Source organism: Flagellimonas lutimaris (assembly GCF_003581615.1).
GTDB lineage: Bacteria > Bacteroidota > Bacteroidia > Flavobacteriales > Flavobacteriaceae > Flagellimonas > Flagellimonas lutimaris.
This window is the reverse complement of the sequence record NZ_QXFH01000072.1, coordinates 412,412-432,341: the sequence shown is the minus strand read 5'-3', so window position 1 is coordinate 432,341 and position 19,930 is coordinate 412,412. Positions and strand designations below refer to the sequence as shown.

Genomic DNA, 19,930 nt, shown 5'->3' with positions numbered 1-19,930 from the left:
TCCTCCTCCCCTAAACTAAATTCCCTATTTTTAAGAAAACAAATAAGGACATGTTAGAAACATTAGAAGAATATGCATTGATTGCTGAAATAATATCAGCGATTGCCATCATTATATCTTTGGTATTTGTTGGAGTTCAAATCAAAGCCAATACAAAAGCAACACAAGCATCCACTTTTCACGAAATTGCAGCTTTGGATATTAACATACTTCTCAATTTTGGTAATTCTAAAGAATTAGCAAGAATAATCACAGCATTTAGAGATAATCCAGACTCCTTAACTGAAGAGGAACAAAATCACGGTTTTTACTTGTTTGGTGCGGAAGTTCGGCACGTTGAAAATTTGTTTTTACAAAACGAAAACAAAATGTTAAGTGCTAAAAATTGGAAATCTAGAAAAGCACTAGTTGATGGTGTTGTACTTTCTGCTGGATTTGGTGCATTGTTAAATCATCCTTTTAGCAAATTTTTTGATGGTTCATTTATTGAGTATGGTAGAAATCGAAGGAAAAAATTTGATATAAAAGATTGATTTTGAACGATAGCCTATTAAAACACTATGTACAACAAGGACTATAAGTAATGGCACTGTTCTCGCCTACCCTTCGACTACGCTCTGGGCAGGCTTCTGAAAATCCTCGTGGATTTTCAGTTTGGTGTGTACTTGCAAAGTTATATGTTAACTAACTCAACTACTCATGGTCGAGACCGTTGTATGCCATTTTGACAACCATTCTCTGAAAATAAATTGACTGATTTTTATATCACTGCAAAAACAAGATGTAACATTTTTTGATTTCCGCATCTAAAGGGAAATCAAAACTTAAAACAATGAAAAGTGTTATTTTATTATTAGTCTCATTTGTATTTTCTTTATCAATTTACGCAAAGAATGAGAGTCAACCTGTCCATGTAGAAGTTACAGGAAAAGGTAAACCTATTGTATTAATCCCTGGTTTTACAGTTCCTGGAGACATTTGGGATCCACTAGTAAAAAAGCTAGAAAAGAATTACGAATGCCACATAGTCACTTTAGCTGGTTTTGGAGGAAAAGAACCCATAGAATTTCCTTGGTTGCCCAAAGTCAACGAGTCCCTAAAAAACTATATCTTAAAAAACGAATTACAAAATGCTACCATAATCGGACATAGTTTGGGTGGCACAATTGCCACTTGGCTTGCTACACAAAAGGATTTAAAACTCTCTAAAATCATTTTAATTGATGCGCTTCCTGCTTCTGGGGCCTTGATGATTCCTAATTTTAACCCTGAAAACTTGGCTTATGAAAGTCCATATAACAATCAACAATTAGCAATGGATGATGCAGCCTTTGAGCAAACTGCCGCAGCGATGTCAAAAGGGATGAGCGTAAAAGAATCAGCACAAGAAAAAATTAAAAACTGGATACTGGAATCTGACCGAAAAACCTATGTTTATGGATATACCGATTACCTTAAATTAGACCTGAGAGAAGATTTAAAAAGCATTTCGATTCCAGTCACCATAATTGCAGCATCACAGCCCTATGGTGAAGAAATGGTCAAACAAACGTATAAAAATCAATATGCAAATTTAACAGACTACAATTTTATTATGGCGGAAGACAGTGCCCATTTTATAATGCTTGACAAACCCAGTTGGTTTTTAGAACAAATGCAAATGATTTTATCATCTAAAGAATGATTACAGAACAGGAATTTACTACTATCTATAATTCATACGCTTCTAAAGTCCATAGGTTATGCTTGGGTTATGCATCAGGCAATAATGAACTTGCCAATGAATGGCTTCAAGAAACTTTTGTAAAGGTTTGGAAACATAGAAATTCATTCAAAGGCAAGTCTTCTATTGACACCTGGATTTATAGAATTGCAGTAAATGTATGTTTAGGGGATTTACGTAAATCCAGAAAAAGTATCACTATAAATGAAGAGGTATTGTCAAATAGTATCATTGATGATAACAATGACAATGATGAAAAAAATATCAAAAAAATGTATCACTGTATTGAAAAACTAAACGAGCAAAATAGAGCATTGATATTATTAGAACTAGAAAACATACCACAAGCTACTATTGCAGATACCGTTGGTTTAGCACACGGAACATTGCGAACACGTTTGAGTCGTATTCGAAAATCACTTTTAAAATGTATCAAAAATGGAAAATGATAACTTAAATAAGTTGTGGGAGATTCAAGCTAATGACAGCTCAAACTTTAATCCCAAAGATATAATTACAAAAGCAAAGAATCAACGCAACGGACAATATATAAGTATCACTATTATGTCCATAACAGTGGTTATATTAATTATCTATGCTTTTTATTATGCATTTAATCAATGGAATACATTTAATTTAGGTTTAATTCTAATGATTTCTAGTCTTACATTGCGAATTATCTTGGAGTTCTATTCGTTATACCGCAAAGAAAAACAACTTATTTCATTGGCTCAAAAATCCTACCACGCCTATCTGAAAAGGTATTACAAAACTCGACTAATGATAAATTATGTTATTACACCAATCTGTATCGCAGTTTACATATTTGGATTCTATTTGCTATTGCCTTACTTTAAAGGGTACTTTTCCAAAGCATTCTACAATTATATTCTAATTTCCGGTATTATTTCTCTTGTTGCTTTTATTGCTCTTATTATTAATAGTGCCATTAAAGAACAACGCTTTTTAAAACAATTGCATAAAAGATAAAAAAGATCTAATTGCGCAAAAAAACGTTGATCAACAACGCATATAAAAAATAGTAGGATTAATGCAAGCCATAGGGTTTGTGCTTTTTTGACATCTTTCCAATTTCTAAAAGGTATTGCATTTTAAATACTGCTACTATTCTTATACGAGGTCGTTGTGCTTAATCCAAAACACTCTCTTTATTTAAACTTTATAAGAGAAATTCCTTAATTTTGTATTCTAATTAAATTTTATGCCTATTACATCTGTAATATCATATTCGGATATTGTAAAATAGATAGTCAATTTTCTTTGACTATCACCATCACCTTTCTTTACTTCAGGCAATAACCTGAAGCCTTTCCACTTATTCACATTTTACAAATAAACACATCAATTGTGAACGCTTTTGTATTTATATTAATTTATGAATACCGTAATTGTTTACAATATTTTAAATTATACAGAATATGAAATTAGAACATTTCGGATATAGCGACAAAATAGAAAAATTAAGAATTCAAAAAAATCTAACGGACTTTGAAGTCGGGAGAATTATTTCAGAGCATAAGGAAAGATATATTGTTAAAACAGAAAAGGGGGAATTGGATGCAGAAATTACAGGAAATTTGAGATATACTGCAAATACTCGTGAAGATTTTCCTGCTGTAGGAGATTGGGTTGCAATTTCTGAATATGATGATGATAAAGTTCTCATACACTCAATTTTTCCTAGAAAAACCATCATTGAGAGACATGCCGTTGGCAAACAAGGGGAAAAACAAATTATTGCGACAAATATTGACTTTGCTTTTATAGTACAAGCAGTTGACAGAGATTTTAACATTAACAGAATAGAAAGGTACTTGACAATTTGCAATACATCCAATGTAAAACCAATTATCATTCTAAACAAAATTGATTTGATTAACGATACCGTTTTAACTGATTTGATGTCCAAAGTTCAAGAAAGAGTGAAGCAAGTACCCGTAATTGCTATAAGCAATGAGTCCCAAAAAGGAATTGAAAGGCTAAGAAAGAGTATAGTGAAAGGCAAAACGTACTGTTTGTTGGGCTCGTCAGGAGTAGGAAAATCAAGTCTTCTAAATAATCTTTCTGGTAAACAACTGATGAAAACAAATGAGATTAGCTCTAGTACAAATAAAGGACGGCACGTTACTAGCCACCGAGAATTAATAGTTCTTGAAAATGGTGGAATTATAATTGATAATCCAGGAATGAGAGAAGTGGGAATTGTAAATTCTACAGATGGATTAGATATTACATTTGAAGCAATAATTGAATTGTCTAAGGATTGTAAATTTAAGGATTGCACACATACGACAGAAGTAGATTGTGCAGTTTTGAAATCAGTTAAAAGTGGAGAATTAGACAAATCGTCCTATGAAAACTACTTAAAGATGGAACGGGAAAAAGAACATTTTGAGTCGACTGTTGCTGAAAAACGGAAAAAGGATAAAAATTTTGGAAAAATGGTCAAACAATTTAAAAATTTAAAAAAATCAAATAGGTACTAAACACAACAACGTGTATAAGAAATAGCGGTTTGGGCACCAACTCAAACCGCTATTTCATTTAATTAAAGTATTCTTTTAGTAAACAAAAAAGTAGTCATAGATCCGCAACTAATCATACACAATACCGTTGGAGAACATTACAACTCCCAGCTGCCCATCGAGGGAAAACCAAGCGCGAGGCAAATAAAACAATCGCTCTACGTAATGGTGCCGTTCTCGCCTATCCTTCGACTTCGATCTGGGCAGGCTTCTGAAAATCCCCGAGGATTTTCAGTTTAGTGCTTACTTGCTAAATTAAGTGCTAAACCACACAACTATTGGTATACGAGACCGTTGGCGACAATTTTAATAATAAGATGATTAACTTGTAGCGAATCTCAACGATAGATTGGAGTTATTAAACGAATTAATACTTTTTACAACATTAATATGAAGCCTAAAATCATACTTTTCATCCTATTAGTGATTACTTCCATAGCTGCAAAAGCTAATATTTTGGACAATGACTCCACCAAAGCAGGAAATTTCAACATAGAGAAGGATTTATTATTAGTGCAATTTGATTGTAAAACGGATGTAGATGATCTTCATACAGTTGCAGCTTTTGCTACATTAGTGTCCAACCAACGTTATTTAAAAGTAAATTATCATGCCGTCGCTGGCACTTATGGCACTCAGGGAGGATTGTATGTCCCACCCAATGATCTATTTCAACTCGCTTTTGGAGATAACTGGACCGATGCTCATAATAACACAAAAGCGGCTGTTGAAAAAGTAAAATCACTGGTCATAAAAACGCTAGTACAGGGAGGGGATTTGTGGATTGCCGATGCGGGACAATCTGATTTTTCTGCTGAGCTTGTAAATGCTATAAAAAAGGATTTGCCTAAAATAGAAACTACAAAAAGAATACATATAGTTCAACATGCCGAATGGAATGAAGAGGTAACAACACCTGAAAAGCTAGATTTCGTGAAACGAAATACAGACTATATAAAAATACCGGATGGTAATGGCATTGGAAATGGAACACCGGGATTTCGCACCCCTGAATTCACTAATTGGGATGATAAGATTAATAATCCTGAATTGACTGAAATATGGCAGCTTGCAGTTGATTTAGCGAACAAATATAACGGAAAAGATGGTCGCTATAATAATGAGGCTATTTTGGCGGGAGGGTTAGATTTTTCTGACCTTTCTGAAGTTTGTTGGATTTTAGGATTACAAGACATTAAAGATGTTGAACATTTTTTCAATATTTTTTCAAATTAAATAACCTGTTGCCAACATTGAATAAGTGCAATAGCAGATGAAGCAGTGAAAATATGGTCACAGCATTTGCTAAATCTTTTTGTTACGTTAAAAACTAATGGTTTTGAAATCCACGATGCTCTAATACTTAACCGTTGGCAATAATTAAAAACCAAATAACCATGATAAAAAAAATCTTGCTTCTAATCTTTGGAATAACTCTTTTTTATTCCTGCGAAGAATCTGAAAAATTAAATCCATCAACAGTGTTCTACAATGGTGACATTATTACTATGGTTGGTGATTCACCCAATTATGTTGAGGCAATTGTTGAAAAAGGTGGGAAAATCATTTTTACTGGCTCAAGTGAAGAGGCAATGAAAATTGCTGGAAAAGGTCATGAAATGATTAATCTAGAGGGAAAAACGTTAGTTCCGGGCTTTATAGATGGTCACTGTCATTTTTCAAATTTTGGAGGACAAGCTATTGGAGCACAATTACTGGCTTCACCAGATGCCAATGTTGACGATATGGAAATGTTAATTTCAGTATTAAAACAATGGAATACCCCTGAAAATAGGGCTCTTACAGGATGGATATTTGGTACTGGTTTTGATGATTCAGTCTTGGCAGAAAAACGGTTTCCAACTAAGCACGACTTAGATAAAGTAAGTACCGAATTTCCAATTATGATAACGCATATTTCGGGTCACTTTGCGGTGGTAAACTCTAAAGGATTGGAGTTATTGGGGATTAATGCTAAAAGCAAAGACCCCGAAGGTGGTATTATCAGGCGTGAGAAAAATTCATCTGAACCAAATGGTGTTCTTGAAGAATTAGCTGCAATTCCTTATATGCTGCAAGCTATAGCCCCGAAATCAGAAGAAGCTATAATAAAGTTTTTTGAATCTGGACAAGAAATGGCTCTATCCTATGGCTATACCACAGCGCAAGAAGGCAGAGCTATGCAGAATCACGAAATGCTTGCTGCAATGGCAGAAAAGGACAAGTTTAAAATAGATGTAGTAAGCTATATAGATTACATGTTTGTAGATAAATACATGAACAGTAAGTGGAACAGCAAAAACTATACAAACAACTATCGAATAGGTGGCATGAAAGTAACTTTAGATGGCTCGCCACAAGGTAGAACTGCATGGAGAACAGAACCGTATCTTATTCCACCAGAGGGTATGCCTCATAACTATAGTGGGTATCCAGCTATTCCAAATGATAGCGTTCTGTCATCCATATATGAAAAGGGATTCAAAAATAATTGGCAGATTTTATCCCATACTAATGGCGATGCAGCAGTTGACCAACTCATAAGAACAATGAAACCGTTAAAAGAAAAATATGGTAATGAAGGGAGACGTGACGTGATAATTCATGGGCAATATATTCGTGAAGACCAGCTTAACGATGCTAAAGAAATGAAAATGATTGCATCCTTATTTCCATTACATACATTTTATTGGGGTGATTGGCATAGTCAACTAATTGGTGATTCTCTAGTTCAACATATCAGTCCCGTAAAAACAGCACTAAAGAAAGGCATAGACATTACTATTCATACGGATGCACCAGTGGCTTTGCCCAACTTAATGCGTGTTTTGTGGACTGCTGTAGAGCGGACTTCTCGCTCGGGGGAAATCATTGGTCCTGACGAAAGATTAACTCCATATGAAGCATTACAAGCGATAACAATATGGTCAGCTTACCAACATTATGAAGAAGAAAAAAAGGGAAGTCTCGAAAAAGGTAAATTAGCTGATTTAGTGATTTTAGATAAAAATCCATTAAAAATAGAACCTGAAAATATAAAGGATATTCAAGTCTTAAAAACGATTAAGAAAGGTGAAGTTGTATTTGAAAAATAACTATTGCCTGCAATGGCCATAAGTAATGGCACCGTTCTCCCACTCCCGCAAGATTGCACCTTTTGGCTCACTTGGTTTACACCGCCCATTGTCATTTCGACATGAGGAGCACGGCGACGATTGAGAAATCCAAAAATGTAGTTTTTTGATTTCTCACGCTCCCTTCGATCGGTTCGAAATGACATCGATTTTATTCCATTTTGGAGTATAAAAGTGTATTTTACAGGTAATTATACAAGTTGGTAGTAATTCGGCACAACAAATTTTGTCTGGACCATATTTCAAAAAAATGAAAACAACAACATTTCTAACCTTTGTAGGCGCTCAATGTGGAAAGGCCGAAGAAGCGATAAATTTCTACACTTCTATCTTCCCAAACTCGGAAATTAAAAGCATAATAAAATACTCAGCAGGTGAGGCTGGAGGAACACCGGAGCTTATTAAACATGGGGTGTTTATATTAAATGGTGTGGAGTACATGGTTTCCGAAAATAATTATGATCACGCTTGGTCATTTACCCCCGGGGTATCGCTTTTCGTTTCCTGCAACGCTGAAGATGAGATACAAACTTTATTCGAAGAACTTTCTTCAAATGGAGGACAGGTTATGGTTCCCCTGGACAACTACCATGGTGAAGGGGATTACGGATTTGGTAAAAAATTCGGATGGTGCGAAGACAAGTATGGCATTTCATGGCAACTTAATCTTTCAGCATAATTGTGATGGATAATTTAAAAAACAGCAGTAACGGTCATCAAACCCTTATATATGTAATAGTGAACACTAATTCCAAAATAATGCGATTACTACTATTTATAACCTTTGTCCTGCTATCCACAATATCCAATGGGCAAACCTCATTAAACAAAATTGACTTGGATTTCGGAAATTATAGTGTTGGATTTAAACATTATACCGTTTCTGATAGCACACGAACTTACAGTAGGATTTATGATTTTATCAATCAAAAAATTCCTAGACCGATTCCTATAAGTATTTGGTATCCTTCACGCCAAAATACAAATGGCAAAAAAAAATTGAAGGTTTTGGATTATTTGGAAATCTTAAAAGAAGAAGAGGAATGGGAACACTTGCCAAATGAACAAATACTGAAGTGGTTTTACTATGCCAACACACCTGAAAACCAAGAGCATCTTACGGAAATAACAAAAGCCTACTCAGAATTGGAATTTGGAAACAATAAATTCCAGGTTGTAATTTACACACCAAGTTATCAGGCATCTTCTATAGAAAATTTTGCACTTTGTGAATATTTAGCCAGTCACGGATATATTGTAATCTCCAGCCCAAGCAGAGGAACTGAAACGCGTTGGTTTGGCAGAAATAATGCGAAGGAGATGGAAACTCAAGCCAGAGATGTAGAATTTTTAATAAAAGAGGCTTCAAAGTTTCCAATTGCCGACTCTAATAAAATTACAACTATGGGTTTCAGCTTTGGAGGTTTAGCGAACATACTTGCCATAACTAGAAATGATAAAATAAAGGCAATTGTGAGTCTTGATGGCACAGAAAGGTATCAATACGGGTTATTACAAAAATCGCCCTTTTTTGAACCAGAGAAAGTAGACGTTCCATACATTCATATGGCCCAGAAAGATATCCCCGAACAAGTTCTTAAAGAAGATAATATTGATCCCGAGTTAAATTCAAAATTTCAATTATTCGATAGTATTACAAATAGCAATGCATATCGTTTAAAGTTTGAAAATCTAACCCATTCTTATTTTAGTACACTAGGTGTTCTTTTTGGGCAAAGAGATAAAAGACAAGACAAAAATGATTCTGAAATTATGGAATCATATAAACTGGTTTCAGTTTACGCTTTAAACTTTTTAAACGCCTATTTAAAAAATGATGAAAGTGCCTTAAAATTCATTGAAGACCATACGCTAGATAATGGCATTAAAAAAGGTCTTTTGACCAAACAGTCCAAAAAAGCCAACAGTCAAAATTTCACTTTCAAAGATTTCAATGAATTGGCCTTGCAACAAGACTATAATAATCTTTACGAATTGTATGTTGCGACCAAAAAAGCACACCCGATGATGGAAATCCCTGAAAGTAATCTTAACACACTTGGGCTACAGCTTGTTTTTAACCCGAATACATCGGGACAAGGGATACATGTTTTTTTGTTGGCAACAAAACTTTATCCAAATTCTGCAAATCTTTTTGATAGCTTAGGGGAAGCTTATCTATTTATGGGTAATAAAAAAAAGGCCATAGAAAGTTTTGAAAGGTCATTAAAACTAAATTCACATAACCCAAATGCAATTGACCGATTAAAACAACTTAAGGAGTAAAGCCTGCTTCCTCATTATTTTACCAACCAGTGATAAAATTCTTTTGAAAAATTAGTCGAGACCTTTTCTGGATTGTTTAAAGTGTTGGTTGTTTCCTTGCCCCCACAAGATTGTACCTTGTGGCTCACTTGGTTTATACCGCCCAATGGCGACGATTGAAAAATCCAAAAATGTAGTTTTTAGATTTCTCACACTCCCTTAGGTCGGTTCGAAATGACAATTATTTTATCTTTCTCTTTGGTTTCAATGTAACAAATTTGTTTTTGGGAAGTCTACAGGTAAAACAGCATACCCAATGAAATCAATCAAAATTCTAGTGCTTTTTTTGGCACTAACGCTAATCAACAATTGTAAAAATGCCCCAAAAAAGGGCGAACCAACAAGTTCTATCATCACCTTTAAGGAGGACGCAACCCCATTTACAGCTCCACAAAAAGAACTGATTCTTGAAGTGGTCCTGGAATCGGAAAAAGAAATCCGAAGCCTATTGCCTACCCTGCCGGACAGCATAAACGTATCCCTGGAAATTGTGGATTGGGACCTTGATGTGGTTGGAGGCGTTACCGGCCGTACAGAAACTAATTCCCCTCCCGTAGTGCTCGTTCAAATCTCAGAGAAATTTCCGGGCGGGGTAACCAAGGCGACCCAAACGGCACTTAAGCACACTATTTTTCATGAATTCCACCATTTATCAAGAGGTTGGGCCATTCAGGACAATGTTTATGGTCCGGGCATATCCATTGCGGCTATCAACGAAGGGCTTGCTGTAGTGTTCTCCGAAGAATATACAGGTGAAAGCATGGAAGCCGATACTCCACCAGAAGCAGCCATTGCCGAGCAATGGGTGGAAGAGATCAGAGCATTGCCCTTAAATGCAAACTATCAACATTGGATGTTCCAGCACCCTGATGGGAGACTGGCCGTAGGATACCGAACCGGGAACTATCTGATTCGAAAGGCAATGGCCAAATCCGGCAAAGATGTTATTGAACTTAGTGAGCATACTCCCGATGAAATCTATAAGATGGCGGGGTATTAAACCTGCTAAAGGTAAGCCTCATCAACAAGCTAGGCTTTGATAACACGCTGTCGTATCTTTGTGAAAAAGTAATTGGATTCCTGCCTGCGCAGGAATGACAGCTATATGGAAAAGAGTAAAAAAATTATCTTGTTCGATGGGGTTTGTAACTTATGCAACAGCTCGGTCCAGTTTGTGATCAAACGGGACAAAAAGGATGTATTCCGCTATGCGGCTTTGCAAAGTGAAGTGGGACAACAATTGGTGAACCAACGCCATATTGATACCAGTAAGGTGGATTCCATTATCCTTATTGAGCCCGGCGTGGCTTATTTTACCAAATCTGATGCTGCACTGGAAATTGCAAAAGACTTGGGGGGAATATGGAAATTGTCGGCCATTTTTACATGGATTCCTACTTCCATCCGAAATAGCATTTATGACTTTGTTGCCAAAAATCGTTACAAATGGTTTGGTAAAAAAGAGTCTTGCATGATTCCTACCCCTGAGCTCAAGGCAAAGTTTTTGGATTAACTCATCGAAAATCGGTCTTCCCTAACCCAACTGCCCCGTTCACACTATTATAGGTTTTTATTAGGCAATTTGAATCATAGGTTTGGATAAACAATTAAATATCCAACCACTATGAAAAATACAGTCATTCTATTTTTTTTGTTAGCTCCAGTGTTTTTATTTTCCAACGAATTGAAAACACCTTCCAAAATCAAAGAAGTAACCGTTTATCTCAACGGGGCACAAATTACAAGAACTGCCTCTTGCCAACTTCAGGAAGGCTCCAACGAAGTCATATTTACGGGGTTGTCCCACAAAATTGATGAGAGCAGTATACAAGTCTCCGGTCTTGGTGCTGTTTCCATTTTATCCATCGCCTACAATATTAATTATCTGGAGAAATCCGAAAGTAATCCCAAAATCAAAGAATGGGAAAGTCGAATTGAAGAACTGCAAAATGAAATCTCAATATTAAAAAATACCATTGCAGGCCTTGAAGAAGAAGAAAAAGTGATTACTTCCAATCGGATAGTAAATGGTGATAGCCAAGTATTGGACCTGGAAAGAATCAAACAAATTGGCCAGTATTATAGAGAGCGTATTACCCAAATCAAAAATGAAATTCTCAAGACCAATGCAAGCATCAATAAAATAAAACTTGAGGTTAACGACCTGCAACAACAGTTGGCCGAGGCAAACAATAGTGCCGAAGTACCACAAGGAGAGATTACCATTACTTTTGATGCTCCAATTTCCACAAATCTAAATACTACCCTATCCTATTTGGTAAAAGATGCAGGTTGGGTGCCCAATTATGACATCAAATCCACAGGACTAAACGCACCACTAAGTTTAGCCTATAAGGGGAATGTTTACCAAAAAACAGGGCAAGACTGGAAAAATGTAAAAATTTCCCTTTCTACAGGTAACCCTAGTTACAATATTAGTAAACCGAAAATGGACGCTCATTATTTAAATTTTGTAAGCGCTTACCAAAAAAGGTACACCCCATCTACAAAGAAAAAGGGATATGCCTTTAATCCTAATGTAAAAAAGGTGGTTGGAACTATAACGGACGAATCTGGTGCTCCACTACCAGGAGTTAATATTGTAATCAAAGGAACTTCCACCGGGACCACATCCGATTTTGACGGAAATTATGCTTTGGATGTGCCGATGGGTCAAGAACTAGCCTACAGTTACATTGGTATGTTTCCGCAAGAGTTGCCCATTTACGCCTCCATTATGAACGTTCGTATGGAAGAAGATATAGCAAGGCTAGAAGAGGTAGTAGTCACGGGATATGGAACTGCAGCTGCCGGTGCTGTTTCTCCTGAACGAGTATTGAGTGGCAGGGCAGCTGGGATCTCCATTCGAGGAAATTCATCCATGAATTATAGTGAACCACTTTACATTATTGATGGAATCCCCGTAGACAATTTTGCTGAAGGTGATTTGGATGAAAACGAAATTCAGGATATTGAAGTACTAAAGGGCAACAATGCTTCCGCCATTTATGGGAGTCGAGGAGATAATGGCGTTGTGGTAATTACAACCAAGAAAAGTCATACACAGGAAGGAGCTACCAAGACAGAGTTTACCATTAAAAAACCGTACACGGTTTTGGCAGATGGCGATATTACGTCGGTTGAAGTGAATACATATAAGATTCCGGCTACCTACGAATATTTTGCAGCACCAATTTTGAATGAAAATGTATACCTGACCGCCAGTTTTAAAGATTGGGAGAAACATCAGCTATTACCGGGTGAAGCCAATATCTACTTTGAAGGTTCCTATGCGGGCAAAACTGTTATAGACCCTTATACCACAAAGAAAGAATTGATTCTATCCCTAGGTATTGAAAACAATATTACCGTTACAAGACAACAGGAACGTAATTTTAAGAGCAAACCCTTTGTGGGCAGCAATCGAATATTGGATCGTAGTTATGTACTTGAGGTTAAAAACAATAAAAATGCTACTATTAACCTAAGGCTTATGGATAGAGTTCCCATGTCCGAAAATAAAGAAATTAAAGTGGATGACATTATTACCAACAACGCTTCCTATGATGAAGTCAAAGGGTTGTTGACTTGGAATATGGTATTGAAACCAAAATCTGTGCAAAAGGAAGACTTTTCATTTCAAGTGAAATTTCCTAAAGGAAGATACATCTCCTTATAGTACAACTAAAAAGACCTCCATTTTGGAGGTCTTTTTTAAATATAAGTTTTAAAAAGTTATTTCACTTCATCATAATGCTCGTCCCAATCATGTACGTGTGGTTTTCCAAGTTTACCCACAGATTTGGCCACTAGCATGGAAACTGTTGCATCACCCGTAACATTTACTACGGTTCGGCACATATCCAAAGGTCTGTCCACTGCAAAAATCAAGGCTAGACCAATGGCCAATTTATCTGGTGGAAATCCGATAGACTCCAATACTATTACCAACATTACCATTCCTGCTCCTGGAACCGCTGCGGAACCAATCGAAGCTAAAAGTGCGGTCAGTACAATGGTCAATTGATCACCAAAGGTTAAATCGAAGCCTAATGCTTGTGAAATAAACACCGCTGCTACACCTTGGTACAAACTAGTACCATCCATGTTGATTGTAGCACCCACTGGAAGCACAAAACTGGATACTTCTTTGTCTACACCAATATGCTCCTCCACCCTTTCCATGGTTACCGGTAAGGTGGCCGCACTGGAACTTGTAGAAAATGCCAACAATTGCGCTGGACTTATCTCTTTTAAAAACCAAAAAGGGTTCTTTTTGGTAACAAGTGCAACAATTGTGGAATAAAACACAATCATAAGAGCGAGACCCAATACTACCACACCTGCATATTTCAATAAGGCCAATAATAAGTCTGGATCACTGGATGAAACCACTACCCCGGCCAACAAAGCAAATACAGCATAGGGAGCGGTCAACATGATTAAATCCACCATTTTTAGGACCACTTCGTTAAGAGCGTCGAAGAAATCTTTTAAAGGTTTCGCTTTTTTCTCACCAATCAACAACATGGAAATACCTAAGAAAATAGTGAAGAATATTACCTGAAGCATTAAAGCATTATCCGTCATGGCAGCCAAAGCATTGTCGGGCACCATATCAACAAGAAATTGGAGAGGTCCACTATCCTTTTGGCGTGAAGCTTCCTCCAATTTAGAAGTAACACCTGCATCTCCTGCATAGGTATCCGTAAGTTTGGTCACTGTTTCTTCTGAAATTCCACTTCCAGGATTCATCACATTTACCAAAAGAAGACCAATAGTAATAGCCACCACGGTGGTGATGATATACGTTGCAATGGTCCTTAAACCAATATTCCTAAATTTTGAGATGTCCTTAAGGTCAGATATTCCTTTGACCAAGGAAGCCACAATCAAGGGTATGGCAATAAGTTTAAGCAGTTTTACAAAAATGGTCCCTAAAGGCTGAATCCAATCCGATACAAATTCCTTACCCCAACCAATCTGGGTCATTGCAAATCCAAAAAGAATACCGAACAGCATTCCTATTAGGATTTGCCAGTGCAATTCCAATTTTTTCATAAAGTAAAATTATGGTCGGTAAGATACTTTATTGATTGGAAACCACCTAACGGGTCAATCAGATTTTGTTGGTTCTAGCCAAAAGAGAGTAATCTGCCAAAACCAAGGCTGCCATGGCTTCCACAATAGGAACCGCTCTTGGAACAACACAAGGGTCGTGCCTTCCTTTTCCTTGGGTAGTAACCTTGTCACCTTCTTTATTGATTGTCTCATAGGACTGTAGCACTGTGGCCACAGGTTTAAATGCAACGCTAAAATAGATATCCATACCGTTGCTTATTCCTCCTTGAACTCCACCGCTACGGTTGGTTTTTGTTGTGCCATCAGAATTAAAGGCATCGTTATGCTCGCTTCCTTTCATGGCAACTCCAGCAAAGCCACTTCCGTACTCAAAACCTTTAACGGCATTGATGGAAAGCATGGCTTCTCCCAAACGGGCATGCAGCTTATCAAAAACGGGTTCGCCAAGACCAACCGGTACATTTTCAATGACACATGTGATAACACCACCAATGGTATCCCCTGCTTTTTTAATGGATTTGATGTAATCCTCCATTTTTTGGGCCATTTCGGTATCGGGACAGCGAACTGCATTGGATTCTATCTTGGAAAAATCCAATTCTTGATAGGGTTTGTCCAATTTCATTTCGCCTACTTGGGAAACAAAAGCATTTATTTTGATCTCACTCAAAAACTGTTTGGCAATGGCGCCTGCCACTACCCTACTAGCCGTTTCGCGAGCCGAGCTTCTTCCTCCTCCGCGGTAATCACGGAAACCATATTTTTGATCGTACACATAATCCGCATGCGATGGTCGGTAGGAATCTTTGATATGGGAATAATCTTTGGATTTTTGGTTGGTATTGTGAATCGCAAAACCAATAGGGGTACCCGTAGTCTTTCCTTCAAAAACACCAGAGTAAATTTCAACCGTATCGGGCTCCTTACGTTGGGTTACAATGGCTGATTGCCCTGGTTTTCTGCGGTTCAGTTCCAATTGAATCTGCTCCAAGTCCAATTCAATTCCGGCAGGACAACCATCAATGATGCCTCCCAAAGCTTTTCCGTGAGATTCACCAAAGGTGGTGAGCCTAAAAAGTTGTCCAAAAGAATTTCCTGCCATTCGGTATAAAATTATGCTGCCCCAAAGGTAGACGTTACAAATCTAATTCAAAAACAGTGTTTTGGCTTAATGTTATTGTAACATATTTAGTTTCAAGGTGATGATTTTTTAACAATATCCTCATGAATTAATGACTTCGATTTGATTTCTATTTTATTCCTACCGTTTTATTTTGTACTAAACCTTATTAAATTGAAAAAAAGGAAGATAGAATTGGCGGTTATATCAGATGTTCACTTGGGAACCTATGGCTGTCATGCCGATGAACTCATTACTTACCTCAACAGCATCCAGCCTAAAAAACTCATTTTGAATGGGGATATCATTGATATTTGGCAGTTTAATAAACGTTATTTTCCGCCATCACATTTAAAGGTTTTGAGAAAAATCATCGGGATGGCTTCCAAAGGCACTGAAGTTTACTACATTACTGGAAATCATGATGAAATGCTCCGTAAGTTCAGTGATACTTCAATGGGAAATTTTAAAGTTGTAGACAAATTGGTGCTGAATTTGGATGGTAAAAAAGCATGGATTTTTCATGGTGATGTCTTCGATGTTTCGATACAAAATGCCAAATGGTTGGCCAAATTGGGAGGGTACGGTTACGACCTCTTGATTTTGATCAACAGTTTTCTGAATTGGTGCTTGGCCAAGATGGGACGAGAGAAATATTCGCTGTCCAAACGTATAAAAAATAGCGTAAAGGGCGCTGTGAAGTATATCAATAATTTTGAAAAAACGGCAGCGGAGCTCGCTATAGAAAATCATTATGATTATGTGGTTTGTGGACATATCCATCAACCTAAAAAGGAGGTTTATGAAAATAAATATGGCAGCTGTACGTACTTAAACTCTGGAGATTGGGTAGAAAACCTGACCGCATTGGAATATTCGTTCAAGCGCTGGAAAATCTACCATTATAACCATGATAAACTCTCTCCTTTCTTTATGGATGAGGATTTAAAAGAAATGAACATGAACGATCTCATTGCTTCCATTACCGACAAAGAAGCAATTGTAGAAGACCTTACTGAGAAACATTTCAGCGAAACCGAAGAAAATATGGACAATGATTTTTTAGATAACCAAGGCCTGTCTCAAGATTGAAACAGGGTGTTGCGCCTCCCTTTTTGTCCCATCCTTAATTTGATGCCTACAACTTGTTCCATTTGCTGCAATTAAGGTGTCTTCCGAGCTTTTCTCCACCGCTGGGAACAACTTTAGCCCTCCTACCTTCATACTGGTTTCGTAGTGTTCTTCCTCATATCCAAAGGAACCTGCCATACCACAACAACCTGACGGTATAATCGTCACTTTGTAGTTTTTTGGCAAATTCAGCACATCGAAAGTCACTTTTTGGTTGCTCAACGCTTTTTGATGGCAATGTCCGTGTATTTTAACGGTTCGTTCGTCTTCGGTGAAACTATCGGAAGAAATATGGCCTTCGGCAATTTCGGCGGCCAAAAACTCTTCAATTAAAAATGAATTGGATGCCAGTTTCTGCAATTGATCCTTATCATTGTGCAAACGTTGGTATTCATCGCGAAAAGATAAAATTGCCGAAGGCTCCAAACCAACAATGGGAGTTCCTTCATTCAAGATGTCTTTCAAATTTTGCATATTCTTCGCAACCAACTTTTTGGCCTGTTTCAAGAACCCTTTGGAAAGGTACGTTCTACCGCTTTCCCCATAGAATAGTTCCACGTCGTAGCCCAGTTTACAGAGGAGTTCAATAGCATCTTTTCCAACTTGGATATCCAGATACTTCACAAACTCATCCAAGTAAAGGACAACCTGTTTTTTAGAGCGGTCAGTTCGCTTAACACGGTATTTCTTTAAATGGTTTTTGAAATTGAACCGGCCTACTTTGGGCAAATTCCGTTCCGGTGCCACGCCAACCGCCTTTTTTAGCATATCACCTAGGGTTTTGGATTCGTACATCCAATTGGTGATACCGGCGACTTTGCTTCCCAAAGCGTTCAATTGGGTATTGTAGGCAAATAGTTTGCTTCGCAACGAATATCCGTTCGCTTCTTGATAATTATAAAGAAACTCAGCTTTTAATGCTGCAATATCCACATTACTTGGACATTCACTGGCACAAGCCTTACAACTCAAACATAAATCGAAAGCATTCTTGAGTTCTTCATGGTCGAACCTATTGGTTTTTTCAGACTTGGTCAAAAACTCGCGTAATGCATTTGCTCTACCACGTGTAGTGTCCTTTTCATCTTTTGTAGCTTGATAGCTGGGACACATCCCCCCGTTCATGTGGTGGCTCTTTCTGCAATCCCCACTACCGTTACATTTTTCGGCCGCTTTTAAAATCCCCTCGCTATCCGAGAAATCCATCAGCGTTGTGACCTCTGGTTCTTTGCGGTCGATTTCGTAACGCAGTGATTTATCCATCGGGTAAGCGTCTACAATTTTACCAGGATTGAACACCAAATTGGGGTCAAAGAGGGCTTTTACCCGTTTCAGAAGCTCATAATTGGTTTCGCCGATCATTAACGGAATAAACTCAGCACGCACAATACCGTCACCATGCTCACCACTAAAACTTCCATGATATTTTTTAGTGAGTTTTGCCACATCGGTAGTGATACTCCGGAACAGTACAACATCCTCTGACTTTTTTAAATTGAGAATAGGTCGTAAATGCAATTCACCCGCTCCCGCATGGGCATAGTACACGGCATCTTGATCGTACCCTTTCATAATCTGGGAAAACTCCCCAATAAAATTCTTGAGGTCTTCCAAGGCAACAGCAGTGTCTTCAATACAGGCCACCGCTTTTCTGTCGCCCACCATATTTCCCAATAGACCTAGCCCTGCCTTACGCAGTTCAATGGCCTTGTTGATATCGTTACCGTACAAAACAGGACTGGCATAACTCAACCCTGACTTTTCAATGGTTTTTAAAAGTTTGTCCAGTTGTTTGTCCAAATCTTCTTTAGAATCTGCTTTTACTTCCAACATTAAAATGCCTGCAGGGTCTCCTTCCACAAAAAAACGGTTCGCCAATTGTACCCTGTTGTTCTTGGTGCAGTCCAAAATCACCTTATCCATCATCTCGCACAGATGCAGATTGTGCTGCATTACAGGAGCCACGTCGCTTAAGCAATCTTCCAAAGTTTTATAATGGGTGGCCACCATCGCGGCATGTGGGGGCGGTAAATCATCTAGTTGCAGCGTTACCTCGGTAGTGAATGCCAACGTACCCTCACTTCCAGATAATAGCTTACAGAGATTAAATTCAGCTTTTTCTTCTCCAAAAATGTTGTTTTTAAGTAATTCATCTACAGCATACCCTGTGTTTCGTCTGTGGATACTGGGTTTTGGGAACTCTGCTTTGATATTGTTCTTGATTTCAGGATTGGAAAGCTCCTCAAATAACTTGTTATAAATTTTGGCTTCCAATGAGTCACCATTCTTCTTTTCTTCGAATTCCTTTTTAGAAACATTGGAAAAGAAAGCATCACTTCCATCAGATAAAATGCACTGCATCGCCAAAACTTTATCCCTAGTAACACCATACTGAATGGAAGTAGTTCCCGATGAATTGTTCCCCACCATACCACCTATCATACAACGGTTGGATGTGGATGTATTCGGACCAAAGAAAAGACCAAAGGGTTTTAAGTATTGGTTAAGCTCATCACGAACCACGCCTGGCTGCACAGTAACTTGCTTCTTGTCCTTGTCCAAACTAACAATTTTGGTAAAATGTCGGCTAACATCCACTACAATACCTTCTCCCACACATTGACCAGCCAACGAAGTGCCTGCTGTTCGAGGAATAAGTCCAACTTTGTTTGCGTTGGCAAATGCGACCAATTTTTTTAAATCATCAACATTTTTAGGGTAGGCCACCGCTGTCGGTAGCTTTCTATATACAGAAGCATCTGTAGCATAGATTGCTTTGCTCAATTCATCGAACAACAACTCCCCTTTCAATGCATCTGAAAGGTTTTTTAACAAATTTTTATCCAATTTGGAATACTTTTTGGGAACT

16 protein-coding genes are annotated in these 19,930 nt (G+C 37.6%); 13 read left to right on the top strand and 3 right to left on the bottom strand.

Annotation, left to right across the window (positions count from 1 at the left end; all coding sequences use genetic code 11):
• Positions 1 to 50 precede the first annotated feature (50 nt).
• The 12 genes from D2V08_RS11790 to D2V08_RS11735 all read left to right on the top strand — a co-directional run bounded on the left by D2V08_RS11790 (position 51) and on the right by D2V08_RS11735 (position 13,407).
• Entirely contained in the window at positions 51 to 533 is a 483-nt protein-coding gene (locus D2V08_RS11790; protein ID WP_119608337.1) for a PDDEXK family nuclease, read from the top strand.
• Positions 534 to 832: 299 nt separating this feature from the next.
• Positions 833 to 1,684, top strand: coding sequence for an alpha/beta fold hydrolase (locus D2V08_RS11785; RefSeq protein WP_119608401.1), 852 nt, complete (start codon positions 833 to 835; stop codon positions 1,682 to 1,684).
• Positions 1,681 to 2,172 carry an RNA polymerase sigma factor gene (locus D2V08_RS11780; protein WP_119608336.1) on the top strand — a complete coding sequence of 164 codons (492 nt, stop codon included), beginning with the start codon at positions 1,681 to 1,683 and terminating at the stop codon, positions 2,170 to 2,172. The genes D2V08_RS11785 and D2V08_RS11780 overlap by 4 nt, the downstream gene beginning before the upstream one ends.
• Complete coding sequence (locus D2V08_RS11775; RefSeq protein WP_119608335.1) at positions 2,162 to 2,713, top strand: hypothetical protein; 552 nt, start codon at positions 2,162 to 2,164, stop codon at positions 2,711 to 2,713. The genes D2V08_RS11780 and D2V08_RS11775 overlap by 11 nt, the downstream gene beginning before the upstream one ends.
• A gap of 449 nt (positions 2,714 to 3,162) precedes the next feature.
• A complete protein-coding gene (gene rsgA, locus D2V08_RS11770; protein ID WP_119608334.1) occupies positions 3,163 to 4,230 on the top strand; it encodes a ribosome small subunit-dependent GTPase A in 1,068 nt (355 codons plus the stop codon).
• Positions 4,231 to 4,659: 429 nt separating this feature from the next.
• Positions 4,660 to 5,505 carry a hypothetical protein gene (locus D2V08_RS11765; protein ID WP_119608333.1) on the top strand — a complete coding sequence of 282 codons (846 nt, stop codon included), beginning with the start codon at positions 4,660 to 4,662 and terminating at the stop codon, positions 5,503 to 5,505.
• 161 nt (positions 5,506 to 5,666) lie between these two features.
• Complete coding sequence (locus D2V08_RS11760) at positions 5,667 to 7,364, top strand: amidohydrolase (RefSeq protein WP_119608400.1); 1,698 nt, start codon at positions 5,667 to 5,669, stop codon at positions 7,362 to 7,364.
• A gap of 289 nt (positions 7,365 to 7,653) precedes the next feature.
• On the top strand, positions 7,654 to 8,082 hold the full coding sequence (locus tag D2V08_RS11755) for a VOC family protein (protein WP_119608332.1): 429 nt from the start codon (positions 7,654 to 7,656) through the stop codon (positions 8,080 to 8,082).
• Positions 8,083 to 8,240: 158 nt separating this feature from the next.
• Positions 8,241 to 9,689: a tetratricopeptide repeat protein gene (locus D2V08_RS11750; RefSeq protein ID WP_245980576.1), complete on the top strand. Its 1,449-nt coding sequence runs from the start codon at positions 8,241 to 8,243 to the stop codon at positions 9,687 to 9,689.
• Between the two features lie 295 nt (positions 9,690 to 9,984).
• A complete protein-coding gene (locus D2V08_RS11745) occupies positions 9,985 to 10,728 on the top strand; it encodes a DUF2268 domain-containing putative Zn-dependent protease (RefSeq protein WP_119608331.1) in 744 nt (247 codons plus the stop codon).
• Positions 10,729 to 10,833: 105 nt separating this feature from the next.
• Positions 10,834 to 11,241, top strand: coding sequence for a thiol-disulfide oxidoreductase DCC family protein (locus D2V08_RS11740; RefSeq protein WP_119608330.1), 408 nt, complete (start codon positions 10,834 to 10,836; stop codon positions 11,239 to 11,241).
• 111 nt (positions 11,242 to 11,352) lie between these two features.
• On the top strand, positions 11,353 to 13,407 hold the full coding sequence (locus tag D2V08_RS11735; protein ID WP_119608329.1) for a mucoidy inhibitor MuiA family protein: 2,055 nt from the start codon (positions 11,353 to 11,355) through the stop codon (positions 13,405 to 13,407).
• A gap of 56 nt (positions 13,408 to 13,463) precedes the next feature.
• On the opposite strand, the gene D2V08_RS11730 is transcribed toward D2V08_RS11735, so the two are convergent.
• Both D2V08_RS11730 and aroC read right to left on the bottom strand, forming a co-directional pair.
• A complete protein-coding gene (locus D2V08_RS11730; protein ID WP_119608328.1) occupies positions 13,464 to 14,789 on the bottom strand; it encodes a dicarboxylate/amino acid:cation symporter in 1,326 nt (441 codons plus the stop codon).
• 58 nt (positions 14,790 to 14,847) lie between these two features.
• Positions 14,848 to 15,912 (bottom strand): chorismate synthase, encoded by a 1,065-nt coding sequence (gene aroC, locus D2V08_RS11725; protein WP_119608327.1) that lies wholly within the window; start codon positions 15,910 to 15,912, stop codon positions 14,848 to 14,850.
• A gap of 192 nt (positions 15,913 to 16,104) precedes the next feature.
• Between aroC and D2V08_RS11720 the strand changes: the two genes are divergently transcribed.
• Positions 16,105 to 17,022, top strand: a complete 918-nt coding sequence (locus tag D2V08_RS11720; RefSeq protein WP_119608398.1) for a UDP-2,3-diacylglucosamine diphosphatase — start codon at positions 16,105 to 16,107, stop codon at positions 17,020 to 17,022.
• On the opposite strand, the gene D2V08_RS11715 is transcribed toward D2V08_RS11720, so the two are convergent.
• Positions 16,993 to 19,908: an FAD-binding and (Fe-S)-binding domain-containing protein gene (locus tag D2V08_RS11715; protein WP_119608326.1), complete on the bottom strand. Its 2,916-nt coding sequence runs from the start codon at positions 19,906 to 19,908 to the stop codon at positions 16,993 to 16,995. The genes D2V08_RS11720 and D2V08_RS11715 overlap by 30 nt on opposite strands.
• Between the last annotated feature and the right edge of the window lie 22 nt (positions 19,909 to 19,930).